This is a genomic window from Stutzerimonas stutzeri (assembly GCF_024448715.1).
In the GTDB taxonomy this organism is placed as follows: domain Bacteria; phylum Pseudomonadota; class Gammaproteobacteria; order Pseudomonadales; family Pseudomonadaceae; genus Stutzerimonas; species Stutzerimonas stutzeri_AR.
Genome location: NZ_JAMOHZ010000002.1, coordinates 76,150 through 101,876, shown reverse-complemented (window position 1 = coordinate 101,876; position 25,727 = coordinate 76,150). Strand labels below are relative to the sequence as shown.

The window sequence follows — 25,727 nt, the reverse complement described above, 5'->3', positions numbered from 1 at the left end:
GCTTCAGCCCACCGAGCCCTGCACTTCATTGGTGGGCTGAAGCCCACCCTACGGAGACCGAAGGGCGAGCGTCGCGAGTCATGACGCTGACAAAACGGACCGGGCTCGTATACGAGCCTACGTTTCGACGGCACTGCTAGTTCAACGATGCTTCGGCATTTTCAATCGCCGCGAATTCCTCTTCCGGCGTGCCGGCTACCAGATGGTGCCGGCTGTACATCGCGAAATAGGCGATGAAGATTCCGTAGATGACCGCTGCGGCGATCACCACGCGCGGATCCACCAGGAAACCGGCGACGACTGCGATGCAGGCCAGCACCAATGCGATGCCGGACGTGACGATGCCGCCGGGCGTTTTGTAGGGCCGAGGCATCTCCGGGCGCCGCAGGCGCAAGGCGATATGCGATGCCATCATCAGCACGTAGGAAATGGTCGCGCCGAACACCGCCACGAGAATCAGCAAGTCGCCCTGGCCGGTCAGCGAGAGCACGAAGCCGATGATGCCCGGTACCACCAGCGCCATTACCGGCGCCTTGTTCTTGTTGGTCAGCGACAGCTTGCGCGGCAGGTAACCGGCACGCGACAGCGCGAAAATCTGCCGCGAGTAGGCATAGATGATCGAGAAGAAGCTGGCGATCAGCCCGGCCAGGCCCACCAGATTGACGAAGCTGCTCATCCAGGTCGACGAGCCATAGGCGGTGGTCAGCGCTTCCACTAGCGGGTTGCCGGACTCGATAAGCGTGCTGGAGCCGGCGCCACCGGGTCCGACCAGCAAGATCAGCCCGGCGAAAGCCGCCAGAATCAGCATGGCGCCAATCAGTCCGCGGGGCATGTCGCGCTGTGGGTTCTTGGTTTCCTCGGCGGCCAGCGGTACGCCCTCGACGGCGAGGAAGAACCAGATCGCGTAGGGAATCGCCGCCCAGATGCCGACGTAGCCGTAGGGCAGGAAGCTGCTGGCGCCAGCGGCGGTGGTCGGTGCGATGTCCAGCAGTTTATCGACGGAGAAGTGCGGCACCATCGCCACGATGAACACACCCAGCGCCAGCGCCGCCACGGCGGTGATGATGAACATCAGCTTCAACGCCTCGCCGACGCCGAAGATGTGGATGCCGATGAAAATGATGTAGAACGCGAGGTAAATCGCCCAACCGCCGATACCGAACAGCGACTCGCAATAGGCGCCGATGAACACGGCGATGGCGGCCGGAGCGATGGCGTATTCGATGAGGATCGCCGTGCCGGTGAGAAACCCGCCCAGCGGGCCGAAGGCGCTGCGGGCGAAGCCATAACCGCCGCCTGCGGTCGGGATCATCGAGGACAGCTCGGCCAGCGAAAAGCACATGCACAGGTACATGGTCGCCATCAGCAGCGTGGCGATGAACAGCCCGCCCCAGCCGCCTTGGGCGAGGCCGAAGTTCCAGCCGGCATAGTCGCCGGAAATCACGTAGGCAACGCCGAGACCGACCAGCAGCACCCAACCGGCGGCGCCTTTCTTGAGTTCGCGTTCCTTGAAATAGGTGCTGCCAACTGCTTCGAAATCGATGGCGTGTGTCGGGGGTGTCGCACTGCTGTGTTCGAGAGCCATGGGAATCATCCTTTGATGGGTTCGGGTACGGCAGGATCGGTAAAGCAAGCGCTGTGCCTTCGCGAAAGACCGCTGATTGCGGCGTACGACAGGCAGTGACGGAGACACAGGCGCACCAGCCCGACGCCGTTCGGCGCGGGCGGGCACTTTTTCAGAGCGTTGTGGGTGCTAGAAGAACCCCAGTGGATTGATGTCGTAGCTCACCAGCAGATTCTTGGTTTGCTGATAGTGGTCGAGGATCATCTTGTGAGTCTCGCGACCCACGCCGGACTTCTTGTAACCACCGAACGCCGCATGGGCGGGGTAAAGGTGGTAGCAGTTGGTCCACACGCGACCGGCCTTGATAGCCCGGCCCATGCGGTAAGCGCGGTTGATGTCGCGAGTCCAGACGCCCGCGCCGAGGCCGTATTCGGTGTCGTTGGCAATGGCCAAGGCCTCTTCCTCGTCCTTGAAGGTGGTGACGCCAATCACCGGCCCGAAGATTTCCTCCTGGAACACGCGCATTTTGTTGGTGCCCTTGAGCAGGGTCGGTTGGATGTAATAGCCCGTGGCCAGGCTGCCTTCGAGTTTCTCCACGCCGCCGCCGGCCAGCACTTCGGCGCCTTCCTGCTGGGCGATTTCCAGGTAGGACATGATCTTGTCGAACTGCTGCTGGCTGGCCTGGGCGCCAACCATGGTGTCGGTGTCTAGCGGGTCGCCGCGCTTGATCTGCGAGACCTTCTTCATCACCGCTTCCATGAACGGCCCGTAGATCGACTCCTGCACCAGCGCCCGCGACGGGCAGGTGCAGACTTCGCCCTGGTTGAAGAAGCCCAGCACCAGCCCTTCGGCGGCTTTTTCGATGAAGGTCGGCTCGGCCTGCATGATGTCTTCGAAGTAGATGTTCGGCGACTTGCCGCCCAGCTCGACGGTGCTCGGGATGATGCTCTCGGCGGCGCGCTGCATGATGTGAGAGCCCACCGGGGTGGAGCCGGTAAAGGCGATCTTGGCGATGCGCTTGCTGCTGGCCAGCGCCTCGCCGGCTTCCTTGCCGTAGCCCTGAACGATATTGAGCACGCCGGGCGGCAGCAGGTCACCCACCAGCTCCATCAGTACCGCGATGCCCAGCGGCGTCTGCTCTGCTGGCTTGAGTATCACGCAGTTGCCGGCGGCCAGCGCCGGGGCAAGCTTCCAGGCGGCCATCAGGATCGGGAAATTCCACGGGATGATCTGCCCGACCACACCCAGCGGCTCGTGGAAGTGATAGGCCGCGGTGTGCTCGTCAATCTCTGCGCTGGTGCCTTCCTGGGCGCGGATGCAGCCGGCGAAATAGCGGAAGTGATCGGCTGCCAGCGGGATATCGGCGTTCAGGGTTTCACGCACCGCCTTGCCGTTGTCCCAGGTTTCGGTGATGGCGAGCATTTCGAGGTTCTGCTCGATGCGATCGGCAATCTTCAGCAGGATCATTGACCGCGCTTGCACGCTGGTTTTGCCCCAGGCGTCGGCCGCGGCGTGGGCGGCGTCAAGCGCCTTCTCGATATCCGCTGCGTCGGAACGGGGGAATTCGGCGATGGGCTGGCCATTGACCGGGGATAAGTTGGTGAAGTACTGGCCGTTGACCGGTTCGACGAACTGGCCGCCGATGTAGTTGCCGTAACGGGATTTGAAGGAAACGACAGCGCCGTCGCTGCCGGGATGGGCGTAACGCATGGTGGGTCTCCGGGTCTTTTAATTGTGCTGGGACTACTGAAATTGAGCGTAGATCAACGCCCGTTCGTCGGTTGGCGAGGCGACGTGCGGTGGTGTCCGTGGCGGGGGCTGCCAGCGGCATCGCTGTGCTAATCTGCCGCGCAGTTTTCGGTGCTGGCGATCACGGCTGAAGTCGTCTCTCATGTCTGCCGGCGCGGCTTTTTCAGAGGTCATTCATGCATATCCATATTCTCGGTATCTGCGGCACCTTCATGGGTTCGCTGGCCGTTCTCGCCAAGGAACTGGGCCATCGCGTTACCGGTTCCGACGCCAACGTCTACCCACCGATGAGCACGCAGCTCGAAGCCCAGGGCATCGAGTTGACCCAAGGGTACGAGCCGAGCCAGCTCGAGCCGGCACCGGATCTGGTGGTGATCGGCAATGCGCTGTCGCGTGGCAACCCTGCGGTTGAGTACGTGCTGAACAAGGGCCTGCCCTACGTGTCCGGTCCGCAGTGGCTGGCCGATCACGTCCTGCAGGGCCGTTGGGTACTGGCCGCTGCCGGTACTCACGGGAAGACCACCACCAGCAGCATGCTCGCCTGGGTGCTGGAGCACGCGGGCATGAGCCCGGGCTTTCTCATCGGCGGGGTGCCGCAGAATTTCGGCATCTCGGCGCGCCTGGGCGGCACGCCGTTCTTCGTGGTCGAGGCGGATGAATATGACAGCGCCTTCTTCGACAAGCGCAGCAAGTTCGTCCATTACCGCCCGCGTACGGCGATCCTCAATAACCTCGAGTTCGACCACGCCGATATTTTTCCGGACCTAGCGGCTATCGAAAGGCAGTTCCACCATCTGGTGCGCACCGTGCCGAGCGAAGGGCTAGTCATCCATCCGCAATCCGAAGAAGCGCTCAAGCGCGTGATCGGCATGGGCTGCTGGACGCCGGTGCAGACCACCGGTGAGGGCGGCCAATGGCAGGCGAACCTGCTCAGTGCCGATGGTTCGCGCTTCGAGGTGATCTTCGACGGCGCCGTGCAAGGCGTGGTGGACTGGGAGCTGACCGGCCAGCACAACGTTAATAACGCGCTGGCCACGCTCGCCGCGGCGCGTCATGTCGGCGTGTTGCCGAAGCAGGGTGCCGAGGCGCTGAGCGAATTCCGCAGCGTCAAGCGGCGCATGGAGAAGGTTGCCGAGGTCAACGGCGTGACCATCTATGACGACTTCGCCCATCACCCGACCGCTATCGCGACCACGCTTGATGGTCTACGCAAGCGTGTCGGCGATACGCCGATCATTGCCGTGATCGAGCCGCGTTCCAATTCCATGAAACTCGGCGCCCACCGTGAGGGTCTGGCCGAGTCGGTGGTGCTGGCGGATCAGGCGATCTGGTACGCGCCGGCCAATCTCGGTTGGGATCTGGCGGCGACGGTCGCCGGCTCGCCGGTTGCTACGACGGTGTGCGATTCGCTGGAGGCGATCATCGCCAAGGTCAAGGCCGACGCCACGCCGGGTACGCAGGTGGTGGTGATGAGCAATGGTGGCTTTGGTGGGTTGCACAGCAAGTTGGCTGAGGCGCTGGCATAGGGTCTGATTGGTGGACTGAAGCCCACTCTACGGGTATTCGGGCGGCTCCGGACCTGGTGATGCACAGAGCCGGGGTAGGGTGGGCTTCAGCCCACCAAAAACAACGCAATAGCGCGAGAGAACGACGAATGAGCGGACCGGAACGCATCACCCTGGCCATGACCGGCGCCTCTGGCGCTCAATACGGCCTGCGCCTGCTGGATTGCCTGATCCAGGAAGACCGCGAGGTGCACTTCCTGATCTCCAAGGCTGCACAGCTGGTGATGGCCACCGAGACCGACGTCGTGCTGCCAGCCAAGCCACAGGCGATGCAAGCGTTTCTCTCCGAATACACCGGCGCTGCGGTTGGACAGATCCGCGTGTTCGCCAAGGAAGACTGGATGGCGCCGCCGGCCTCCGGCTCCGGCGCGCCGACGGCCATGGTAGTGGTGCCGTGCTCGACCGGAACCCTCTCGGCGATTGCCACCGGCGCCTGCAACAACCTGATCGAGCGCGCCGCTGACGTCGCCCTCAAGGAGCGCCGTCAGTTGATCCTGGTGCCGCGCGAGGCGCCGTATTCGAGCATTCATCTGGAGAACATGCTCAAGCTGTCCAATATCGGTGCGACCATCCTGCCGGCGTCGCCGGGCTTCTATCATCAACCGCAGACCATCGATGACCTGATCGACTTCGTCGTGGCGCGGATACTCAATCTGCTCAATATTCCGCAGGACATGCTGCCGCGTTGGGGCGAACACCATATCGTCAGTGACGACTGAGCATCGCTTCGTAGGGCTGGTGAGCGCAGCAATGTTCATCAAGTGCTGCGAAGAACGAATTAAGGAGAGCGGTTGTGAAACGTTTAGCGATGCGACTCTGCTCGACGCTATTGACCGTTCTGCTGCTTTCCGGCTGCGCCACAGTGCGCACCCTCGATGCGGCCAAGCCCGGCGCACCGATCGTCTACTCCGGCACACGCCTGGACTGGTACAGCCTCAACGGCGGCTGCTGCCCGCTTGACCGTTTCGGTGCCCAGGCACCTAAACATGCCGCACTCGATCTGCCAGCCAGCTTGCTACTCGACACACTCCTGCTGCCGTTCTCGCTTGCTGCCGTGCTCGGGTTGGGCCTGAACGTGCAGGGCGGTCTCTAGTTCTTCAGCCCGAACCATACGCCTGCCGCCCCGCATTAGCTGTTCGCTTCCGTACCGATAAGAAACGGTTATCGCTAGATCAGTGGCTGTCATTAGGCAGCACGCATGGCGGTTCTTAGAGTGGCGACGTGCAGGGGCCACCTTGGCCACCATGAAGAACAAGAAAAGCGAGGGAAGACGATGAGGCCTGGCCTGATCGCGAGCCGTCAGCGGAACATTCAAGCGTCCGCCAGTTATCATTCATATGATCTGATCCGAGGCGAGTCTGTATCGCGCGCGTCTATGCGCGCCGGTCGGTTGCGTCTGTTTAAGCTCTGCAAAGCGCGTCCCTGCCGCTCTGTATCTTCAGTTATACAGCGTATGCCGGAGCGGATTTCCATCGTTCTCGCGGCGCCGATGACATCTTTCGGGCGAATTCGATACGAAACTGGCCGGGTAAATTTGACAGCCAATCATATGATGATAGGGTTCAGTAGAACCAATGGCAGCCGAGCGGAGGCTCGCATGTCGAACAACTATCACAGCGCAACGGTTGAATGGCTGGGTTCTTGGATCGCGTCGGGCAAGGTTCAGCCTGGTGAGGCGCTGAAGGTCGAAGCCGGCCTTTGCGAGGAACTGGGTGTCAGCCGTACCGTGATCCGCGAGGCGATCAAGACGTTGGTGGCCAAGGGCATGCTCGACGTCGGCCCGAAGGTCGGTACGCGGGTGACCCCGGTGCGCTCCTGGAATCTTTTTGACGTACAGGTTGTAGGCTGGCTGGCCGAAAACGGCCTGCCGGAAAGCTTCGTGATGGACCTGCTCGATCTGCGCCGGACCATCGAGCCGACCGCGGTGCGCTGGGCCTGCGAGCGTGCTACGCCGCAGCAGATCGCCGAAATCCAGGCTGCCTATCAGGCGCTTGCCGCTTCCCTGGGTGACAAGGACGACTACAACCGCGCCGACAAGCTGTTCCATGAAGCGGTGCTCGCGGCCAGCCATAACCAGTTCATCGAGCGCATGGTGCCGGCGCTGGGCGCCTTGCTGGCGGTGTCCTTCGAAGTCTCATCAACGGTCCCCGATGAACTCGGGCTGACCCTGCCGCTGCACAAGGAAATTGCCGACGCCATCGCCACCCGCGATGCCGCTCGCGGCGTCTGGGCGTGCATGACGCTGATCGAGCGCGCCGCCCTGACCATTTCACGTCATTACCCGGAGCTGGTCGTATTACGCGGCGAGCAGACAGCGCCATAACAATAATCGCGGAGCGCGACCATGCAATGGCTGCCCATCTCGCAACAACGTTACAGCCTGGCCGAGGGCCCTTTCTGGGATGCCGAGGGTCAGACGCTCTACTGGGCCGACATCGTCGGTCGAATGGCCTGTCGGCTGAGCCCCGACGGCTACCGGCAATGGCAGCTGGCCGAGCCGGTATCGGCCTTCATTCCCTGCAATCGTGGCGATGCGCTGGTGACCCTGACCAGCGGCGTCTACCGCCTCGATCTCGCCTCCGCTGAGGCTGAACCCGTTCTCGAACGGTTCTGCGTTGCTGACGCCACGCCTGGCAATCGCGCCAACGAGGCGCGCTGCGACGCCCAAGGGCGGCTCTGGCTGGGCACCATGCAGAACAACATCGCCGAAAACGGTGGTGACCTGCCGATTACGCGGCGCTCCGGCGGGCTGTTTCGGGTCGACCCGGACGGCTCGGTCACGCAGCTGCTCAGTGATTTGGGCATCGTCAATACGTTGCTGTGGAGCGAGGCGGGCGACCGAGTCATCTGCGGCGACACGCTGGATGAATCGCTGTACGTCCACCGTGTCGCCGACGATGGGAGGCTGGTCGACCGTGACGCCTGGGCTGGCCCGCATCCCCGTGGCGCGCCTGACGGTTCGGCGATGGATGCCCAGGGTTACGTCTGGAATGCGCGCTGGGGCGGACATTGCCTGCTGCGCTTCGCTCCCGACGGCTGCCTGGATCGCATCGTCGAACTGCCCGTCAGCCATCCCTCCAGCTGCGTATTCGGCGGGCCGAACCTGACCCATTTGTACGTCACCTCGGCCACGCCAGGCGAGACGGCGAACGAGCTGGACGGTGCCGTGCTGATGGCCGATGTCGGCATCTCCGGTATGCCCTGCACACGCTTCGCGGGTTGACCCGTTAATCCGGCCGCGGCGCGGCCCTCTATTTGCTCAGGAGTTGTTCACATGGCTTCACCGCTCACATTGCCACCGACACCCGAACCCCCACGCGGCGAACGCCTGAAGGACAAGGTGGTGGTCGTCACCGGCGGCGCCCAGGGCATTGGCGAGGCCATCGTGGCCTGCTTCCAAGCGCAGCAGGCTAAGGTTGTCATCGGTGACATCCAGGGCGAAAAGGCCGAGCGGGTCGCCGCTGGCTGGTGCGAGCGGGGCGGTGAAGTGCGTGCGCTGAAAACCGACGTCACAAAGCCTGCCGAGTTGGAAGCGCTGGTCGGGCTGGCGCTCGAGCACTACGGCCAGGTCGATGTGCTGGTCAACTGCGCCGGCGTCAACGTGTTCCGCGATCCGCTGGAAATGACCGAGGAAGACTGGCGGCGCTGCTTCGCAATCGACCTTGACGGCGTCTGGTTCGGTTGCAAGGCCGCGTTGCCGCACATGGTGCAGCGCGGCGTCGGCAACATCATCAACATCGCTTCGGTGCACTCGACCAACATCATTCCCGGCTGCTTTCCCTATCCGGTCGCCAAGCACGGCCTGCTCGGGCTGACCCGCGCGCTGGGCATCGAATATGCGCCCAAGGGCATTCGCGTGAACGCCATCGCGCCGGGCTACATCGAGACGCAGCTCAACGTCGATTACTGGAACGATTTTGCCGACCCGCATGCCGAGCGCCAGCGCGCCTTCGACATGCACCCGCCGCGGCGCATCGGCCAGCCGATCGAGGTGGCGATGACGGCGCTGTTTCTTGCCACAGACGAGGCGCCTTTTATCAATGCCGCCTGCATCACCATCGATGGCGGCCGTTCGGTGCTTTACCACGATTGAGTGCGACGAGATTTCGATTCAAAAGGGCTGCACGCGGCCCTGCGGTAGCCGCCAGCAAAGCATTCGGTGGTGACTTATCAGGGCGATGAGCACCTGACGAATCATAAAAGCTATTCAATAAGAACAATGGAGGTAGCTATGTTCCGGTCTTTCGGAATCCGTTCGCTTTGCTGTGCCGCGCTGACTGTCGGCGCGATGAGTTTTGCCGGTGCAACCCTGGCCGAAGAAGATGTGAAGATCGGCTTTCTAGTCAAACAGCCCGAGGAACCTTGGTTCCAGACCGAGTGGGCGTTCGCCGAGAAGGCCGCTAAGGAGCACGGTTTCACCCTGCTCAAGATCGCCGTGCCGGACGGCGAGAAAACTCTCTCCGCCATCGACAGCCTGGCGGCCAACGGCGCCAAGGGCTTCGTCATCTGCCCGCCTGACGTGGCGCTCGGCCCGGCCATCGTCGCCAAATCCAAGTTCAACGATCTCAAGGTCATGGCCGTCGACGACCGCTTCGTCGATGCCAAGGGCCAGTTCATGGAAGACGTGCCGTACCTCGGCATGGCTGCGTTCGAAGTCGGCCAGAAGCAGGGCGCGGCCATGGCCGAAGAAGCCAAGAAGCGTGGTTGGGACTGGAGCGAGACGTACGCGGTGATCAACACCTACAACGAGCTCGACACCGGCAAGAAGCGCACCGATGGCTCGGTCGACGCCCTGAAGAAGGCTGGCTTTCCCGAGGACCACATCCTTTATACCCCACAGAAGACGCTCGACGTACCGGGCAGCATGAACGCCACCACCTCGGCGTTGGTGAAGCTACCGCGCGGCGCGAAGAACCTGATCATCGGCGGTATGAATGACAACACGGTGCTGGGTGGCGTACGCGCAACCGAAAGCGCCGGCTTCAGTGCCGAGAACGTAATCGGTATCGGCATTAACGGCACCGATGCGATTGGTGAGTTGAAGAAGGACAACAGCGGCTTCTACGGTTCGATGCTGCCCAGTCCGCATATCGAAGGCTACGAAACCGCGCGGATGATGTACGAGTGGGTAACCACCGGGAAAGAACCGCCGAAGTACACCGCAATGGACGAAGTCACCCTGATCACCCGCGAGAACTTCCAGGAAGAACTGGAAAAGATCGGTCTCTGGAAATAAGCCGGTTCATTCGTGGGAGGCCTGTTGCCAGGCCGATTTCAGCATCGAACTCGCCCGGTCTTTCGGGCGAGGGTGGAGACGCTCCATGCTTCAACAAGTCAAAGCGGGCGACAGCCTGCGATTCAATGGCATCGGCAAGAACTTCCCAGGCGTGCGTGCATTGTCGGAGATCAGCTTCGTGGCTCGACCCGGCACCGTGCACGCCCTGATGGGTGAGAACGGTGCCGGCAAGTCCACACTGCTGAAGATTCTGGGCGGCGCCTACCAGCCGAGCAGCGGCGACCTGCAGATCGGCGAGCGCAGCCTGGCATTCAAGTCAGCCGGTGAGAGCATCGCCAGCGGCGTCGCGGTGATCCATCAGGAGCTGCACCTGGTACCGGAAATGAGCGTGGCCGAAAACCTGATGCTCGGGCACATGCCGTCGCGCTTCGGATTGGTCAACCGTCGCGCGATGCAGCGTCAGGCGCGTGAACTGCTCAAAGGGCTGGCGGATGAGATAGACCCAGCCGCGCGTCTGGGCAGCCTGTCGCTGGGGCAGCGCCAACTGGTGGAAATCGCCAAGGCGATGTCGCGCAACGCCCATGTGATCGCGTTCGACGAGCCCACCAGCAGCCTGTCGGCGCGGGAAATCGAGCGGCTGATGGCGATTATCGGTCGGTTGCGGGACGAGGGACGGGTGGTGCTTTACGTCTCGCACCGGATGGAAGAGATCTTCCGCATTTGCGACGCGGTAACGGTGTTCAAGGATGGCCGCTTCGTCTGCACCTTCGACGACATAAGCGAGCTGACTCACGACGCGCTGGTGACCTGCATGGTTGGCCGCGATATCCAGGACATCTACAACTACCGGCCCCGCGAGCAGCAAGGCGAGGCCCTGCGCGTCGAAGGCCTGCTTGGCCACGGTTTGCAGGAGCCGGTGAGTTTCTCGGTCAGCCGTGGCGAGGTGCTCGGTTTCTTCGGCCTGGTCGGCGCCGGGCGTACCGAACTGCTGCGCCTGCTAGCCGGACTGGCTCCGCACAAGGCCGGAACGGTACAGCTCGATGGCCAGCCGGTGAAGTTGAAATCCGCGCGCGACGCCATCGCGTCGGGAATCCTGCTCTGCCCCGAGGACCGCAAGAAGGAAGGCATCGTGCCGCTGGGCAGCGTGGCGGAGAACATCAACATCGGCGCGCGCGGCCGCAATGCCCGCTTGGGCTGCCTGGTACAGGGCCGCTGGGAACGCGAAAACGCCGACCGTCAGATCCGTGCGCTGAACATCAAGACGCCTTCGCCCGATCAGCAGATCGTTTATCTCTCGGGCGGCAACCAGCAAAAGGTGATCCTGGGTCGCTGGCTGTCGATGCCAATGAAGGTGCTGCTACTCGACGAGCCCACCCGTGGCATCGACATCGGCGCCAAGGCCGAGATCTACCAGATCATCCATGACCTCGCGGCGAGCGGCATCGCGGTCATCGTCGTCTCCAGCGATCTGATGGAGGTCATCGGCATCTCCGACCGCATTCTGGTCATGAGCGAGGGCGCGATCACCGGAGAGGTCGCCCGCGATCAGGCTGAAGAATCGCGCTTGCTGCAACTGGCACTCCCGCGTTCGCGCGGCTGAACAACAATGATGAGGTGCTTTATGTCTGCTCAACAAAACGCTCTGTCCGCGCCGCGGCAGGGTCTCAACATGCGCCGCTTCCTCGATGACTGGGTCATGGTGCTGGCCGCGCTCGGCATCTTCGTACTGTCGGCGATCTTCATCGATAATTTTCTATCGCCATTGAATATGCGCGGCCTCGGTCTCGCCATATCCACTGTCGGCATCGCGGCCTGCACCATGCTGTTCTGCCTGGCGTCCGGCCACTTCGACCTGTCGGTCGGCTCGGTGATCGCCTGCGCCGGCGTGGTGGCAGCGGTGGTGATGCGCGACACCGAAAGCGTGATGCTAGGTGTCTCGGCAGCGTTGGCGATGGGCCTGGTGGTCGGGCTGATCAACGGCATCGTAATCGCTAAGCTGCGCATCAACGCACTGATTGCGACGTTGGCGACCATGCAGATTGTGCGCGGGCTGGCCTACATCTTTTCCGATGGCAAGGCCGTGGGGGTAATGCAGGAGGAATTCTTCCTGTTCGGTAACGGCGGGCTGTTCGGCGTACCGGTGCCCATCCTGATCACCATCCTCTGCTTCGTCTTCTTCGGCTGGTTGCTCAACTACACCACCTACGGCCGCAACACGATGGCCATCGGCGGCAACGAAGAGGCGGCGCGGCTGGCTGGGGTCAATGTCGACCGCACCAAGATCATCATCTTCGCCGTGCACGGATTGATCGGTGCGCTGGCCGGCGTGGTGCTGGCGTCGCGGATGACCTCGGGGCAGCCGATGATCGGCCAGGGCTTCGAGCTGACCGTGATCTCCGCCTGCGTGCTCGGTGGCGTCTCGCTCAGCGGCGGCATCGGCATGATTCGCCATGTGATCGCGGGGGTGTTGATTCTGGCCATCATCGAGAATGCGATGAACCTGAAAAACATCGACACCTTCTACCAGTACGTCATCCGCGGCACGATTCTGCTGCTGGCGGTGATCATCGATCGGCTGAAGCAGCGCTGATCCCAATCGCGCCGATGGCGGCGCGCTGGAGAACCTGTGAAGACACATCTGATCGCGCTGGACTGGGGCACCAGTTCACTGAGCGCCTATCGGCTCGGTGCGGCCGGCGAAACGTTGGAAGAGCGCAGCCTGCCGCTGGGCATCATGCAGCTCGATGGCAGCGAGGCCGACTTTGAAAGCGCGCTGGAACAGGCCTGCGGCGACTGGCAGGCGGCCGATCGGGATATCCCAATGATCGCCTGCGGCATGATCGGCAGTGCCCAGGGTTGGCGCGAAGCGACCTATGTCGAGGCGCCGCTTGGCGCCGAAAAACTGGGTTCGGCGCTGCTGCCGATCAAGCGACCGCGCGGCATGCCGCTGTGGCTGGTGCCCGGCGTGATTCAGCGCGGCACGCTGCCCAACGTGATGCGTGGCGAAGAGACCCAGGTGTTCGGTCTGCTCGATGGCGATGCCGATCACGCTGCGCCATTGCTGATTGGCTTGCCGGGCAGTCACAGCAAATGGGTCACGATGGAAGGCGGCCGGCTCCGCCATTTCCAGACCTTCATGACCGGTGAGGTTTATCAGGCGCTGCTCGGCCACACCATTCTCGGACGCACGGCGGTTGCCAATGACGCCTTCAATGCCGCCGCGTTCGAGCGCGGTCTTTGCGTGGCCAGATTGCACGAGGGGCAGGGCGGCCCGCTGGCCACCATTTTCAGCAGCCGCACGCTGGTGCTGACTGGCGAACTCAGCGGCACGGCCCAGGCCGACTATCTGTCCGGGCTGCTGATCGGCCACGAGCTGGCCGCCATGACATCAACGCTGCAGGTGCTGCCGTCGCAGCCCATCGTCCTCATCGGTAATTCAACCCTGTGCGCCCGTTACCTGTGGGCGCTGGAATATTGCGGCTTCGAGTCGCTGCGCTTCGCACCCGAGGCGACGGCCGCCGGGCTCTGGAAGATCGCCGAAGGGGCTGGTCTGGTCGCTGCCGAGGCAGCAGGAGAGCCGCATGTTCGACACCACGCTGGCCATTAACGGGCTGACCGCAACCTTAGAGACTACCGAATGAAGATAACTCGCCTCACCACACTGGTCGTGCCGCCACGCTGGCTGTTCCTCAAGATCGAAACCGATGAAGGCGTCACCGGCTGGGGCGAGCCTGTCGTCGAAGGCCGCGCGCACAGCGTCGCCGCGGCGGTGGAAGAGCTGGCCGACTACCTCATCGGCCGCGACCCGCGCAACGTCGAAGACCTCTGGACGGTGATGTACCGCGGCGGCTTCTATCGCGGCGGGCCCATCCTCATGAGCGCCATTGCCGGCATCGATCAAGCGCTGTGGGATATCAAGGGCAAGGCGTTGGGTGTCTCGGTCAGCGAGTTGTTGGGTGGTCGGGTGCGCGAGCGCATCCGCGTGTATTCCTGGATCGGCGGCGATCGTCCGGCGGATACCGCCAATGCCGCTCGTGACGCCGTGGCGCGCGGCTTCAGCGCGGTGAAGATGAATGCCAGCGAGGAAATGCAGTTCGTCGACAGCCACGCCAAGGTCGATGCGGTGCTGGCGAATATGGCCGCGGTGCGCGATGCGGTGGGCAAGAACATCGGTATTGGCGTCGATTTTCACGGCCGTGTGCACAAGCCCATGGCGAAGATTCTGATCAAGGAACTCGAGCCGTATCGGCCGATGTTCATCGAGGAGCCGGTGCTCAGCGATAACTACGAGGCGCTCAAGGAGCTGGCGCCGCTGTCCTGCGCACCGATTGCCTTAGGCGAGCGGCTGTACTCGCGCTGGGATTTCAAACGCATCCTCGCCGAGGGCTACGTCGACATCATTCAACCGGACACCTCTCACGCTGGCGGCATCACCGAGACGCGCAAGATCGCCAGCATGGCCGAGGCCTACGACGTCGCGCTGGCGTTACATTGTCCGCTGGGGCCGATCGCGCTAGCTGCCTGCTTGCAACTGGATGGCGTCTGTTACAACGCGTTCATTCAAGAGCAGAGCCTGGGTATTCATTACAACCAGGGCAACGACCTGCTCGACTACATCAGCAATCGGCAGGTGTTCGATTATGAGGATGGCTTCGTTGCGATTCCGAACGGGCCGGGCCTGGGCATTGAGGTCAACGAGACCTATGTGCTGGAACAGGCGCGCATCGGTCATCGCTGGCGCAACCCGATCTGGCGTCACGCCGACGGCAGCGTGGCGGAGTGGTAGGGCAGGGATTTTTGGAGCGCGGTGGCGTTCCGCTTTAGTCACCGCGTCGTGCCGGAACCGGTGGGCTGAAGCCCACCCTACGATACTCAGGGGTGGCGCACGTACCCGCACGGGGAATGCAAAAAATGTAGGGTGAGCTTTAGCCCACCAGAAAAACGGCCGCGAACGCATAACCGTTGAGGTGGGCGGCCGGAACCAGGCAAAAGGCCCCATGCGGGGCCTTCCGCTTCAGGGCTTGGGAAATTGATAGATAGTGGTCTGGGTATAGGTTTCGCCCGGGTCGAGGCGGGTGCTTGGAAAGTTCGGCTGATTGGGCGAGTCCGGGTAGTGCTGCGTTTCGAGGGTAAAGGCGCTCCAGTGCGGGTACGCCTTACCACCTTTTCCGTGGATGCTGCCGTCGAGGAAGTTGCCGGTATAGAGCTGGACGCCGGGCTCGGTGGTGTACATCAGCAGCCGCCGACCGGACTCGGGATCTAGCACTTCGGCGGCCAGCTTGCTCAGGTCTCCATCGGTATCCAGCACCCAGTTGAAATCGAAGCCGCCGGCCTTGGGTTCGGCGAATTTCAGTTGTTGGTGATCATCTTTGATATGTGCGCCAAAGCTGGTCGGCCGGAGGAAATCCATCGGCGTGCCCTTGACCTCAGCCAGCTCGCCGGTGGGGATCAGCTTCTTGGTCACCGGCGTATAGCGCGACGCGTGAAGCGTGGCGACCTGATCGAGCACACTCGGGCTGCCGGCCCCGGCCAGATTGAAGTAGCTGTGGTTGGTCAGGTTGAGCACGGTGGGTTTATCGGTGGTGGCGCTGTACTGGATGCGCAGCTCGTTGTCTTCGTTGAGGCTGTAGGTCACGTGGGTGGTCAAAGTGCCGGGAAAGCCCATCTCACCGTCGGGAGATACATAGCTCAGCTCGACACCGACCCAGCCGTCTTCATCGGCGGGTTTGGCCTTCCAGACCCGCTTATCGAAGCCCTGCGGCCCGCCGTGCAGTGCATTGCTGCCATCGTTCTGCGGGATCTGGTACGTCGTGCCGTCGAGTTCGAAGCGGCCATCGGCGATGCGGTTGCCGAAGCGCCCAATGGTGGCGCCGAAATAGACGTTGCCGTTCTTGATGTACCCGTCGACGTCATCGAAGCCGAGCACGATGTCCTCGAGCTTGCCGTTCTTGTCCGGTACCAGCAGCGATTGCAGCACGCCGCCATAGGTGATCACAACGGCCTCGACCCCTTGGCTGTTCTTCAGGGTGTATTTTTCGATGGACGTGCCGTCCGGCATCTTGCCGAAGCTGCTGTGCTGGTTGGACAGGCCTGCGGCCTGGGCGCCGAATGTGCTGATCATAAGAGCAAGGGCAATTCCGTTGAGTAACAGTCTGTGTTGCATGGCTTCACCTGACATTGTTGTTGTTTTTTGCGTGAACGCACGTCGCCAGGGCTGTACGGATGCAGGGCGGCGCTGCGCCGGCTGAAGCCTAGACAGCCGAGCCATTCCCTCCCAATACCAATTCAGGTGTTGGTCATACGCAAAACGATATGCCTGCAGTGCGGATAGCCGGGGCGGTCAGCTGTTCTGGCGGGCTTCATGTTGTGCGAGCGCCCAGTGCACATGCTCGCGCACCAGCTCCGAGGGGTCGTCGCGACGCGCCTGGAGCGCTTCAAGCACGGGAATGCTGGACGGGGCGTTGCCCAGCCCGACCGCCAGGTTGCGCAACCAGTTCTGATATCCCGTCCGACGCAGCGGCGAGCCTTCGGTACGGCTGAGGAATTCGTCTTCGGTCCAGCGAAACAGGCTCGCTAGTTCGGCATTGTCCAGGCTATGGCGCGGCTGGAAGTCGGTCTGCTCGGTCGGCCGGGCGAAGCGGTTCCAGGGGCAGACGATCTGGCAGTCATCGCAGCCGAATACGCGGTTGCCGATTTTCGACCGCAGCTCGACGGGGATCGGGCCTTTCAGCTCGATGGTGAGGTAGGAAATGCAGCGCCGCGCATCCAGCACGCGTTCACCGACGAAAGCCTCCGTCGGGCAGATGTCCAGACAGGCACGGCAACTGCCGCAATGATCCCGCGCGGTAGGTTCGTCGACCGGCAGGGCGATATCGACGAAAAGTTCGCCGAGAAAGAACCAGCTGCCAGCCTTGCGGTTGAGCACCAGGGTGTTCTTGCCGATCCAGCCGAGGCCGGCCTGCTGCGCCACGGCCTTCTCCAGTACCGGTGCGCTGTCGACGAACGCACGAAAGCCGAAGGGGCCGATCACTTGCTGAATGCGCTCGGCCAGATGCTGCAGGCGCTTGCGGATCAGCTTGTGATAGTCACGGCCCAGCGCGTAGCGGGACACATAGGCCTTTTCGGGATGCGCCAGTTGCTCGGTCATGCGTGTGTCGCCCGGCAGATAATCCATGCGCAGCGAGATGACCCGCAGCGTGCCAGGAACCAGCTGATCCGGATGGGAACGTTTGCTGCCATGGGCAGCCATATAGTCCATCTCGCCGTGATAACCGGCTTCTAGCCAGCGCTCGAGGTGCGCTTCGTGCTCAGCCAGATCGACACCGGTAACGCCGACTTGCTGGAAGCCGAGCTCACGGCCCCATTCCTTGATGGATTGGGCGAGGGCAGCGGGGTCGGGAGCGTTGCTGGACATTGAATCGGATCTTCGAGAATTCGCGGCGTGCGGCGTCGTTTGTGCGGTGCGCCCGCGGAAGCTTCTAGTTTGCTGCCGTCGAACCTTGCGCGGTCGCCATGAGGCTGGATGTGCCGCGGGCGGCACGGCGGTCGCATGCGTATAATTCTGCCAGATATTCGCTCGGGTGATTCATGTCTCAGACCACCGATACTCTGCCTACCTCTTTATATTCCGCGGCTCAGGTGCGCGAGCTGGATACCCGTCTGATCGCTGCTGGAACGCCTGGTTTCGAGTTGATGCAGCGCGCGGCTCACGCTTCTTGGCGCGCGCTGCGCAAGCGCTGGCCTGATGAAGAGCCAATCACGGTGTTGGCGGGGCGCGGCAATAATGCCGGTGACGGCTACCTGATAGCGGCGTTGGCGCAGCGTGCCGGTCGTCGGGTCGAGGTGTTTGCGATCGGTGACCCGCAGCAATTACAGGGCGACGCTGCGCAAGCCTTCGCTGAGGCGCAGAGCGCCGGAGTGGCCATTCGGCAATGGACGCAGGAAGCAAGGTTGCGGGGCGTATTGGTCGATGCGCTGCTGGGCACGGGTATCTCTGGCGATGTCCGAGAGCCTTATGCGGCTGCGATCCACTCGATCAATGAAAGTACCCTGCCGGTATTGGCGGTCGATTTGCCGTCTGGCCTGTGCGCCGATACCGGCCGCGTGCTCGGACAAGCGGTGCGCGCCGACCTGACGGTGTCTTTCATCGGTCTCAAGGTCGGTCTATTTACGGGTGAGGGGCCGGATCGGGTGGGTGCTTTGGTTTTCGACGATCTGCAAGCCGATGCGGTGGTAGTCGAGCAGATCGAGCCTTCGGCAGTGCGCTTGTCCGAAGCGAATCTGCCGGCGCTCGCGCCCCGTTCTGCGACTGCTCATAAAGGCAGCTTTGGTCAGGTGCTGGTGATCGGCGGCGATCTCGGTACCGGCGGCGCCGCACTGCTGTCAGCCGAAGCTGCGCTGCGCTGCGGTGCCGGCATGGTGACCCTGGCGACACGCCCCGAGCATGTCACCGCCGCGCTGGTGCGGCGCCCGGAAATCATGTGCAGCGGTGTCGAATCCACCTATGCGCTGACAGCGCTGGCCCAGCGCGCCGATGTGCTGGTAATCGGACCTGGCCTGGGGCAGGCACCGTGGGGGCGCAGTTTGCTGTCGCTGTCGCCTCAGTGTCGTGTACCTCAGGTGTGGGACGCCGATGCGCTGAATTTACTGGCAGCCGGTGCGGTCGAGCTGCCGAGCAATTGCCTGTTGACGCCACATCCCGGCGAGGCCGCGCGACTGCTGAATATTTCGGTAGCCGAGGTCCAGACCGATCGACCCGCCGCTGCGCGCGCCCTGGCTGTACGTTTCGATTGTGCCGTGCTGCTCAAGGGCGCCGGAACCCTGATCGCCGACCGCGATGGCCGACTGGCGCTATGTGATCGCGGGCATCCGGCGATGGCCAGCGCTGGCCTCGGCGATGTGCTGGCTGGTGTCGCTGGCGCATTGCTTGCGCAGGGGCTGGCGCCGTTCGAAGCGGCTTGTCTCTCCGTCTGGTTGCATGCTGCGGCGGGCGAACGTCTGGGTGTGCAAGGTCGAGGACTTGCTGCAGCTGATCTGATCCCTGCTGTCCGCCAATTGCTCGAGGAACAATCGCCATGTCGGAAGTGACGCTGTTTGCAGCAGATGAAGAGGCGATGCTGGCGCTCGGTGCGCGCATCGCTGAGGCGACCGCTGGTCGGGGCGTGATCTACCTGCACGGTGATCTAGGGGCGGGCAAAACCACATTATCGCGCGGGCTGATCCGCGGTTTCGGCCACGAGGGCAAGGTCAAGAGTCCGACTTTTACCCTGGTCGAGCCATACGAGACGCCGCACGCGCGCGTCTTTCATTTCGATCTGTACCGGCTCGTCGATCCGGAAGAACTGGAATTTCTAGGCATTCGCGACTATTTCGAAGGAGACGCCCTGTGCCTGGTAGAGTGGCCGGAACGTGGCGCCGGTATTTTGCCAAAGGCCGACCTGGACATTACCATTACGCCGCACGGGGCCGGTCGTACGCTGCGTTTGACGCCACGGGGCAAGCGCGGTGAAGGCTGGTGTTCCGTCCTGACCATTAGTAATCAATGAAAAACATGGGGTTGGGTATGCGCATGCGCGCGCTGGTAAGTGGTTTGGCATTAATGCTCGCGGCCGTACAGGTCCTGGCTGCTTCCGACGTGCAGAGCGTGCGTCTGTGGCGAGCGCCGGATAATACGCGGTTGGTATTCGATCTCTCCGGCCCGGTACAGCACAAGGTTTTCACCCTGACGTCACCGGATCGCATCGTCATCGATGTCGATGGCGGCAGCCTGCCGAAGCCGTTCGAACAACTACCGCTAAAGAACACGCCCATTTCTGGCCTGCGGGCGGCAAAGTTCGACGCCGATACGCTGCGCGTGGTCATCGATCTTTCTGCACAGGTTTCCCCAAAGAGCTTCACGCTGACACCCAACCAGCAATACGGGCATCGCCTCGTCGTCGATCTGTACGATGACGAGGCTGATGCTTCGGCGGCCACCGCCAGTGTTCCCGCCACCATTACTCCGAGTACTCCTGCTACGCCAGTTTCGCCGGCCCTTCCGGCGTTGAAGCTGCCGCCGTTGCCAACGAGCAAGCGTGACATCGTCATCGCCATCGATGCTGGCCATGGTGGCGAAGACCCTGGTGCGATCGGGCCGGGCAAGGTCTACGAGAAGGGTGTGGTATTGCAGATAGCCAAGGAACTGCAGCGACAGATCAATACTGAAAAAGGCTTCCGCGCCGAGTTGGTGCGCACTGGCGACTACTTCATCCCTCTGCGTAAGCGTACCGAGATCGCGCGGAAGAAAGGCGCCGACCTTTTCGTTTCGATACACGCCGACGCCGCGCCGCGCTCGGCCGCCTATGGGGCGTCCGTGTTCGCGCTGTCGGACCGTGGCGCTACATCGGAAACCGCACGTTGGCTGGCCGACAGCGAGAACCGTTCGGACTTGATCGGCGGCGCGGGCAACGTCAGCCTCGATGACAAGGACCAGATGCTCGCTGGCGTGCTGTTGGATCTGTCGATGACCGCATCGCTGTCCTCCAGCCTCAACGTTGGGCAGAAGGTGCTGAGCAATATGGGCCGCATTACGCCGCTGCACAAACGCAGGGTGGAGCAGGCGGGGTTCATGGTGTTGAAATCGCCGGATATTCCATCGATTCTCGTGGAAACTGGTTTCATCTCTAATCCGTCCGAGGCGCGCAAGCTGCAGACCGCTTCTCATCAGCAGTCGCTGGCGCGCTCGATTCACAGCGGCGTGCGGCAGTTCTTCCATGAAAATCCGCCGCCAGGCACTTATGTAGCCTGGATGCGTGACTCCGGAAAAATCGCTAGTGGCCCGCGCGAGCATGTGGTTCGTTCCGGCGAAAGTCTGGCGTTACTTGCAGAGCGCTATCAAATCAGTCTGCCGGCGTTGCGCAACGCCAATAGCCTGAAGAGCGACCTGATCAAGGTCGGCCAGACGCTGAATATTCCTGCGACCACATTGGCGTCGCAGCCATGACCGAAGCTGCCCGCATCCAACTGCTGAGCCCGCGGCTGGCGAATCAGATTGCGGCCGGGGAAGTAGTCGAGCGGCCTGCTTCAGTGATCAAGGAACTGCTGGAAAACAGCCTGGATTCGGGCGCCACGCGAATTGAGATAGATGTCGAGCAGGGTGGCATGAAACTGCTGCGCGTGCGTGACGATGGTTGCGGTATTCCGGCAGATGATTTGCCGCTTGCCTTGGCTCGGCACGCCACCAGCAAAATCCGCGACCTGGAAGATCTTGAGCGTGTGATGAGCCTGGGCTTCCGCGGCGAGGCCCTGGCGTCGATCAGTTCGGTATCGCGCCTGACGTTGACCTCGCGCACCGCCGATGCCGCCGAGGCCTGGCAGGTGGAAACCGAGGGTCGCGATATGGAGGCGCGTGTTCAACCGGCGGCACACCCGGTCGGCAGCTCGGTCGAGGTTCGCGATCTGTTCTTTAATACGCCGGCGCGCCGTAAATTTTTGCGTACCGAGAAGACGGAATTCGATCATCTGCAGGAAGTTATCAAGCGTCTGGCTCTGGCGCGTTTCGATGTGGCTTTTCATCTGCGTCACAACGGCAAGGTTGTGTTGGCGCTGCATCAGGCCAGCGATGCCGCCTCCCGGGCGCGGCGCGTAGCTTCGGTGTGCGGGCCTGCCTTTCTCGAGCAGGCGCTGCCGGTCGAGATAGAGCGCAACGGCCTGCATCTCTGGGGCTGGGTTGGTTTGCCGACATTTTCCCGCAGTCAGGCAGATCTACAGTATTTCTACGTGAACGGGCGGATGGTGCGCGACAAGCTGGTCGCCCATGCGGTGCGCCAGGCTTACCGCGACGTGTTGTTCAACGGTCGCCATCCGACCTTCGTGTTATTCCTCGATGTGGATCCATCGGTGGTCGACGTCAATGTCCATCCGACCAAGCACGAAGTGCGCTTCCGCGATAACCGGATGGTGCATGACTTCCTCTACGGAACCCTGCATCGAGCGCTGGGCGATGTGCGCCCAGAAGATCAACTGGCTGCGCCGGCCAGTGTGACGCCGATGACCCAGGTCACTGGTCTTGCCGCGGGTGAGTTTGCGGGGCAGAACGAAATGAGCCTCGCTGCCAATGCGCTGGAACAGCCGCAGGCGTCGCAACCTGCCTGGCGTGGCGCCGGGGCCGGCTACCAGGCGCCTCGATCAATGCCGACCGGCAATATTGCAGAAGCGCAGGGCGCCTATCGCGAGTTCTTTTCGCCGCTAGCCGAAGCGAGTCTGAGTCCTGTGGCCTTGCCGGAGAGCCAGGATGACGTCCCCCCGCTGGGCTACGCATTGGCCCAGCTTAAAGGTATCTACATCCTCGCCGAAAATGCTCAGGGGTTGGTGCTTGTGGACATGCATGCCGCCCATGAGCGGATCATGTATGAGCGGCTGAAAACGGCGATGGCCAGCGAAGGGCTACGAGGCCAGCCGTTGCTGGTACCCGAATCGATCGCCGTTAGCCAGCGCGAGGCGGACTGCGCTGAAGAGCATGGCCATTGGTTTCAGATGCTCGGGTTCGAGCTGCAGCGGCTTGGCCCGGAGAGTCTGGCGATTCGTCAGGCTCCGTCGTTGCTCAAGCAGGCCGAGGCAACCCGGTTGGTGCAGGATGTTCTTGCCGATCTGCTGGAATATGGAACTAGCGATCGAATCCAGGCGCACCTCAACGAACTACTGGGCACGATGGCCTGCCACGGTGCGGTTCGCGCCAATCGGCGTCTGACCTTGCCGGAGATGAATGGTCTGTTGCGCGATATGGAACAGACTGAGCGCAGCGGCCAATGCAATCACGGTCGCCCGACCTGGACTCAGATGGGGATGGGTGAGCTGGATAAGTTATTTTTGCGTGGTAGATAGGGGGCATGAGCCTGAAGCTGAAAGCCCTAAGCTTGAAGTAAAGCTTTCGGTTACCGGCCCCTTTAGACTGATTCGCTTCCACGCTTCCAGCTCTTTTCTGATGGATCCCAGCATGCCCCCGTTTCCCCCCGCCATCTTTCTCATGGGCCCTACCGCGGCTGGCAAGACTGACTTGGCAGTTGCGCTTTCTCGAGTGTTGCCGTGCGATCTGATCAGTGTCGATTCAGCATTGGTGTACCGGGGAATGGACATCGGTACCGCCAAACCGTCAGCTGAGCTGCTCCAGGAGTTTCCCCATCGGCTGATCGATATCCGTGACCCGGCGCAAAGTTACTCGGCTGCGGAATTCGTCAGCGACGCTCTGGCGGCGATGGCGGAAAGTACTGCCGCGGGGCGGATTCCACTACTGGTCGGTGGCACCATGCTTTACTTCAAGGCCCTTAGCGAAGGTTTGGCCGATATGCCCGCGGCCAATGCCGTAGTGCGCGCTGAGCTGGAAGCGCAGGCGCAGGCAGAGGGGCTAGCAGCGCTCCATCGGCAGCTTACCGAGGTCGATCCGGAGTCGGCCGCGCGTATTCATCCCAACGATCCTCAACGCCTTATCAGAGCGCTGGAGGTCTATCGGGTCAGCGGTGTCAGCATGACTGAGCACCGTGTCCGACAAAGGTTGCAAAAAGCCGGAGCAGGCACGCCAGAGGCCGGCGTCTTACCTTATACTGTCGCGCAGCTGTCCATTGCGCCCGCGCAGCGACAGGTCCTGCATCAGCGTATCGAGCAGCGCTTCGTAGAGATGGTTGAACAGGGATTTGTCGAAGAGGTCGAAGCACTTCGTAGACGTAGCGATTTGAATCCTGAACTTCCCTCCATGCGCGCCGTAGGTTATCGCCAGGTCTGGAGTTATCTGGATGGCGCCTACTCGAGGACTGAGATGGTTCAGCGTGGCGTTATCGCGACCCGGCAACTGGCCAAGCGTCAATTGACCTGGTTGCGCGGATGGGAAGAGGTTCACTGGCTGGAAAGCTCGGCCTGCGACAATCTGCCGCGAGCATTGAAATACTTGAAGACGCTCACCATATTGAGCTGACACTGCAATTTGACCGGCTATTCTCAGATAGACCAGCCGTGTTTGATTTTACTAATGAAAATGATCCTCTAAGGAGTGCGGCACATGTCAAAAGGGCATTCGCTACAAGACCCTTACCTGAACACTTTGCGTAAGGAACGCGTTCCGGTTTCCATTTACCTGGTCAATGGTATCAAGCTCCAAGGGCAAATCGAGTCATTCGATCAATTCGTCATTCTTCTGAAGAACACCGTTAGCCAGATGGTTTACAAGCACGCCATCTCGACGGTTGTCCCCGGGCGCCCGGTGCGTTTGCCTGCGACCGGCGATGCGGAGCAGTCCGAGTCGGGTAACGACTAAAAGGGGGCCGTCATTGTTCTTCGAACGTCCCGGTGGTGGAGAGCGGGCTATCCTGGTTCACTTGGATGGTCAGGATCCAGCGGCGCGTGAAGACCCTCAAGAGTTTCAGGAACTGGCACGGTCTGCTGGCGCTGAAACCGTTGGCTTCGTCAATGTAGCCAGGCATCAGCCTTCCGCCAAGTTCCTGATCGGCAGCGGCAAGGTTGAGGAACTGCACGATCTCGTCAAGGATGGCGAGATCGAATTGGTCATTTTCAATCACACGCTGACACCCAGTCAGGAGCGCAACCTCGAACGTGCTCTCGAATGCCGCGTGCTCGATCGGACCGGCCTAATTCTGGATATCTTCGCCCAGCGAGCACGTACCCACGAAGGCAAGCTGCAGGTCGAACTGGCACAGCTCGAGCACATGAGTACGCGCCTGGTTCGCGGCTGGACACACCTTGAGCGGCAAAAAGGCGGTATCGGTCTGCGTGGTCCGGGTGAGACGCAGCTTGAAACGGACCGACGCCTTCTGCGTGTACGCATTCGTCAGATCAAACAGCGTCTGGAAAAGGTCCGCGGCCAGCGCGAACAGGCGCGTCGTGGCCGGCGGCGTGCCGATATTCCGTTGATTTCCTTGGTGGGGTACACCAACGCCGGTAAGTCGACGCTGTTCAATGCCCTGACCGAATCCGATGTCTACGCCGCCAACCAGCTGTTCGCAACGCTCGATCCAACCTTGCGCCGCCTCGAACTGGTCGATCTTGGACCGGTGGTGCTTGCCGATACGGTAGGTTTTATTCGGCATTTGCCGCATAAGTTGGTCGAATCCTTCCGGGCTACGCTCGAAGAGTCGAGTAATGCCGACTTGTTGCTGCATGTTATCGATGCGCATGAGCCTGAGCGTGATCAGCAGATCGAGCAGGTATTGGCGGTGCTGGCAGAGATTGGTGCAAATGAGCTGCCGATCCTTGAAATCTATAACAAGGTGGATCTGCTCGAAGGTATCGAGCCGCAGATTCAGCGTAACGCCGACGGCGTTCCGCAGCGGGTATGGGTTTCGGCGCAGCAGGGGTTGGGTCTCGATCTGCTGAAGCAAGCCGTGGCCGAACTGCTCGGAAATGATCTGTTCGTGGGGACGATTCGACTCCCGCAGCGTCTTGGGCGTATGCGGGCGCAGCTATTCGAGCTAGGGGCGGTGCAGTCCGAATCCCATGATGAAGAGGGCGGTAGCTTGCTCGATGTAAGGCTGCAGCGTGTCGAGCTGCACCGGTTGATTAGCCGCGAAGGCCTCGATTCGGAGCAGTTCTTCGACCAACATACTTTGCAATAAAGCTTGGAAGGCAT

Annotated in this window: 22 protein-coding genes; 18 read left to right on the top strand and 4 right to left on the bottom strand. The window is 61.9% G+C overall.

Annotation, left to right across the window (positions count from 1 at the left end; all coding sequences use genetic code 11):
- Positions 1-136 precede the first annotated feature (136 nt).
- On the bottom strand, positions 137-1,585 hold the full coding sequence (eat, locus tag NAV33_RS03965) for an ethanolamine permease (protein WP_255977199.1): 1,449 nt from the start codon (positions 1,583-1,585) through the stop codon (positions 137-139).
- A 168-nt stretch (positions 1,586-1,753) separates the two neighbouring features.
- Positions 1,754-3,274, bottom strand: a complete 1,521-nt coding sequence (exaC, locus tag NAV33_RS03960) for an acetaldehyde dehydrogenase ExaC (RefSeq protein WP_255977197.1) — start codon at positions 3,272-3,274, stop codon at positions 1,754-1,756.
- 215 nt (positions 3,275-3,489) lie between these two features.
- Here exaC and mpl point away from each other — a divergent pair, with 215 nt between their 5' ends.
- The 11 genes from mpl (at position 3,490) to dgoD (ending at position 14,900) form a co-directional block, all read left to right on the top strand.
- Positions 3,490-4,839 carry a UDP-N-acetylmuramate:L-alanyl-gamma-D-glutamyl-meso-diaminopimelate ligase gene (gene mpl / locus NAV33_RS03955; RefSeq protein ID WP_255977194.1) on the top strand — a complete coding sequence of 450 codons (1,350 nt, stop codon included), beginning with the start codon at positions 3,490-3,492 and terminating at the stop codon, positions 4,837-4,839.
- A 128-nt stretch (positions 4,840-4,967) separates the two neighbouring features.
- Positions 4,968-5,597 (top strand): flavin prenyltransferase UbiX, encoded by a 630-nt coding sequence (ubiX, locus tag NAV33_RS03950; protein WP_255977192.1) that lies wholly within the window; start codon positions 4,968-4,970, stop codon positions 5,595-5,597.
- Between the two features lie 89 nt (positions 5,598-5,686).
- A complete protein-coding gene (locus NAV33_RS03945; protein ID WP_255978149.1) occupies positions 5,687-5,971 on the top strand; it encodes a YceK/YidQ family lipoprotein in 285 nt (94 codons plus the stop codon).
- 504 nt (positions 5,972-6,475) lie between these two features.
- The gene (locus NAV33_RS03940) at positions 6,476-7,201 is read left to right on the top strand and encodes a FadR/GntR family transcriptional regulator (protein ID WP_255977190.1); all 726 of its coding nucleotides are present in this window, start codon (positions 6,476-6,478) and stop codon (positions 7,199-7,201) included.
- Between the two features lie 21 nt (positions 7,202-7,222).
- Positions 7,223-8,101, top strand: coding sequence for an SMP-30/gluconolactonase/LRE family protein (locus NAV33_RS03935; RefSeq protein ID WP_255977188.1), 879 nt, complete (start codon positions 7,223-7,225; stop codon positions 8,099-8,101).
- 51 nt (positions 8,102-8,152) lie between these two features.
- Positions 8,153-8,971: an SDR family oxidoreductase gene (locus NAV33_RS03930; protein WP_255977186.1), complete on the top strand. Its 819-nt coding sequence runs from the start codon at positions 8,153-8,155 to the stop codon at positions 8,969-8,971.
- 138 nt (positions 8,972-9,109) lie between these two features.
- Positions 9,110-10,114 carry a substrate-binding domain-containing protein gene (locus NAV33_RS03925; protein ID WP_255977184.1) on the top strand — a complete coding sequence of 335 codons (1,005 nt, stop codon included), beginning with the start codon at positions 9,110-9,112 and terminating at the stop codon, positions 10,112-10,114.
- Between the two features lie 85 nt (positions 10,115-10,199).
- Positions 10,200-11,714 carry an L-arabinose ABC transporter ATP-binding protein AraG gene (gene araG / locus NAV33_RS03920; RefSeq protein ID WP_255977182.1) on the top strand — a complete coding sequence of 505 codons (1,515 nt, stop codon included), beginning with the start codon at positions 10,200-10,202 and terminating at the stop codon, positions 11,712-11,714.
- A 21-nt stretch (positions 11,715-11,735) separates the two neighbouring features.
- Positions 11,736-12,704, top strand: coding sequence for an L-arabinose ABC transporter permease AraH (araH, locus tag NAV33_RS03915; protein WP_272887218.1), 969 nt, complete (start codon positions 11,736-11,738; stop codon positions 12,702-12,704).
- Positions 12,705-12,740: 36 nt separating this feature from the next.
- Positions 12,741-13,721, top strand: a complete 981-nt coding sequence (locus NAV33_RS03910; protein WP_255977180.1) for a 2-dehydro-3-deoxygalactonokinase — start codon at positions 12,741-12,743, stop codon at positions 13,719-13,721.
- A gap of 30 nt (positions 13,722-13,751) precedes the next feature.
- Positions 13,752-14,900: a galactonate dehydratase gene (gene dgoD, locus NAV33_RS03905; RefSeq protein ID WP_255977178.1), complete on the top strand. Its 1,149-nt coding sequence runs from the start codon at positions 13,752-13,754 to the stop codon at positions 14,898-14,900.
- Between the two features lie 228 nt (positions 14,901-15,128).
- On the opposite strand, the gene NAV33_RS03900 is transcribed toward dgoD, so the two are convergent.
- On the bottom strand, positions 15,129-16,277 hold the full coding sequence (locus NAV33_RS03900; protein WP_255977176.1) for an aldose epimerase family protein: 1,149 nt from the start codon (positions 16,275-16,277) through the stop codon (positions 15,129-15,131).
- 177 nt (positions 16,278-16,454) lie between these two features.
- Positions 16,455-17,528 (bottom strand): tRNA epoxyqueuosine(34) reductase QueG, encoded by a 1,074-nt coding sequence (gene queG / locus NAV33_RS03895; RefSeq protein ID WP_255977174.1) that lies wholly within the window; start codon positions 17,526-17,528, stop codon positions 16,455-16,457.
- A 173-nt stretch (positions 17,529-17,701) separates the two neighbouring features.
- On the opposite strand from queG, the gene NAV33_RS03890 reads away from it, so the two are divergent.
- The 7 genes from NAV33_RS03890 to hflX all read left to right on the top strand — a co-directional run bounded on the left by NAV33_RS03890 (position 17,702) and on the right by hflX (position 25,713).
- A complete protein-coding gene (locus NAV33_RS03890; RefSeq protein ID WP_255977172.1) occupies positions 17,702-19,201 on the top strand; it encodes an NAD(P)H-hydrate dehydratase in 1,500 nt (499 codons plus the stop codon).
- The gene (tsaE, locus tag NAV33_RS03885; RefSeq protein WP_255977170.1) at positions 19,189-19,659 is read left to right on the top strand and encodes a tRNA (adenosine(37)-N6)-threonylcarbamoyltransferase complex ATPase subunit type 1 TsaE; all 471 of its coding nucleotides are present in this window, start codon (positions 19,189-19,191) and stop codon (positions 19,657-19,659) included. The genes NAV33_RS03890 and tsaE overlap by 13 nt, the downstream gene beginning before the upstream one ends.
- Before the next feature lie 17 nt (positions 19,660-19,676).
- Positions 19,677-21,095 (top strand): N-acetylmuramoyl-L-alanine amidase, encoded by a 1,419-nt coding sequence (locus NAV33_RS03880; protein ID WP_423836627.1) that lies wholly within the window; start codon positions 19,677-19,679, stop codon positions 21,093-21,095.
- The gene (mutL, locus tag NAV33_RS03875) at positions 21,092-22,975 is read left to right on the top strand and encodes a DNA mismatch repair endonuclease MutL (protein ID WP_255977168.1); all 1,884 of its coding nucleotides are present in this window, start codon (positions 21,092-21,094) and stop codon (positions 22,973-22,975) included. Before NAV33_RS03880 ends, mutL begins: the two co-directional genes overlap by 4 nt.
- A 112-nt stretch (positions 22,976-23,087) precedes the next feature.
- The gene (miaA, locus tag NAV33_RS03870; protein ID WP_255977166.1) at positions 23,088-24,059 is read left to right on the top strand and encodes a tRNA (adenosine(37)-N6)-dimethylallyltransferase MiaA; all 972 of its coding nucleotides are present in this window, start codon (positions 23,088-23,090) and stop codon (positions 24,057-24,059) included.
- An 84-nt stretch (positions 24,060-24,143) separates the two neighbouring features.
- Positions 24,144-24,398 (top strand): RNA chaperone Hfq, encoded by a 255-nt coding sequence (gene hfq, locus NAV33_RS03865; protein ID WP_168425119.1) that lies wholly within the window; start codon positions 24,144-24,146, stop codon positions 24,396-24,398.
- 13 nt (positions 24,399-24,411) lie between these two features.
- Complete coding sequence (hflX, locus tag NAV33_RS03860) at positions 24,412-25,713, top strand: ribosome rescue GTPase HflX (protein ID WP_255977163.1); 1,302 nt, start codon at positions 24,412-24,414, stop codon at positions 25,711-25,713.
- The last annotated feature ends 14 nt before the right edge of the window (positions 25,714-25,727 follow it).

What these genes read in the sequence shown, in the direction of transcription:
- queG (WP_255977174.1), bottom strand. Translation starts at nt 17,528, where the DNA reads ATGTCCAGCAACGCTCCCGACCCCGCTGCCCTCGCCCAATCCATCAAG.
- NAV33_RS03930 (WP_255977186.1), top strand. Translation starts at nt 8,153, where the DNA reads ATGGCTTCACCGCTCACATTGCCACCGACACCCGAACCCCCACGCGGC.
- ubiX (WP_255977192.1), top strand. Translation starts at nt 4,968, where the DNA reads ATGAGCGGACCGGAACGCATCACCCTGGCCATGACCGGCGCCTCTGGC.
- NAV33_RS03945 (WP_255978149.1), top strand. Translation starts at nt 5,687, where the DNA reads ATGCGACTCTGCTCGACGCTATTGACCGTTCTGCTGCTTTCCGGCTGC.
- mpl (WP_255977194.1), top strand. Translation starts at nt 3,490, where the DNA reads ATGCATATCCATATTCTCGGTATCTGCGGCACCTTCATGGGTTCGCTG.
- NAV33_RS03940 (WP_255977190.1), top strand. Translation starts at nt 6,476, where the DNA reads ATGTCGAACAACTATCACAGCGCAACGGTTGAATGGCTGGGTTCTTGG.
- miaA (WP_255977166.1), top strand. Translation starts at nt 23,088, where the DNA reads ATGCCCCCGTTTCCCCCCGCCATCTTTCTCATGGGCCCTACCGCGGCT.
- NAV33_RS03880 (WP_423836627.1), top strand. Translation starts at nt 19,677, where the DNA reads ATGCGCATGCGCGCGCTGGTAAGTGGTTTGGCATTAATGCTCGCGGCC.
- exaC (WP_255977197.1), bottom strand. Translation starts at nt 3,274, where the DNA reads ATGCGTTACGCCCATCCCGGCAGCGACGGCGCTGTCGTTTCCTTCAAA.
- NAV33_RS03925 (WP_255977184.1), top strand. Translation starts at nt 9,110, where the DNA reads ATGTTCCGGTCTTTCGGAATCCGTTCGCTTTGCTGTGCCGCGCTGACT.
- tsaE (WP_255977170.1), top strand. Translation starts at nt 19,189, where the DNA reads ATGTCGGAAGTGACGCTGTTTGCAGCAGATGAAGAGGCGATGCTGGCG.
- NAV33_RS03890 (WP_255977172.1), top strand. Translation starts at nt 17,702, where the DNA reads ATGTCTCAGACCACCGATACTCTGCCTACCTCTTTATATTCCGCGGCT.
- araG (WP_255977182.1), top strand. Translation starts at nt 10,200, where the DNA reads ATGCTTCAACAAGTCAAAGCGGGCGACAGCCTGCGATTCAATGGCATC.
- hfq (WP_168425119.1), top strand. Translation starts at nt 24,144, where the DNA reads ATGTCAAAAGGGCATTCGCTACAAGACCCTTACCTGAACACTTTGCGT.
- mutL (WP_255977168.1), top strand. Translation starts at nt 21,092, where the DNA reads ATGACCGAAGCTGCCCGCATCCAACTGCTGAGCCCGCGGCTGGCGAAT.
- NAV33_RS03935 (WP_255977188.1), top strand. Translation starts at nt 7,223, where the DNA reads ATGCAATGGCTGCCCATCTCGCAACAACGTTACAGCCTGGCCGAGGGC.
- araH (WP_272887218.1), top strand. Translation starts at nt 11,736, where the DNA reads ATGTCTGCTCAACAAAACGCTCTGTCCGCGCCGCGGCAGGGTCTCAAC.
- NAV33_RS03900 (WP_255977176.1), bottom strand. Translation starts at nt 16,277, where the DNA reads ATGCAACACAGACTGTTACTCAACGGAATTGCCCTTGCTCTTATGATC.
- eat (WP_255977199.1), bottom strand. Translation starts at nt 1,585, where the DNA reads ATGGCTCTCGAACACAGCAGTGCGACACCCCCGACACACGCCATCGAT.
- dgoD (WP_255977178.1), top strand. Translation starts at nt 13,752, where the DNA reads ATGAAGATAACTCGCCTCACCACACTGGTCGTGCCGCCACGCTGGCTG.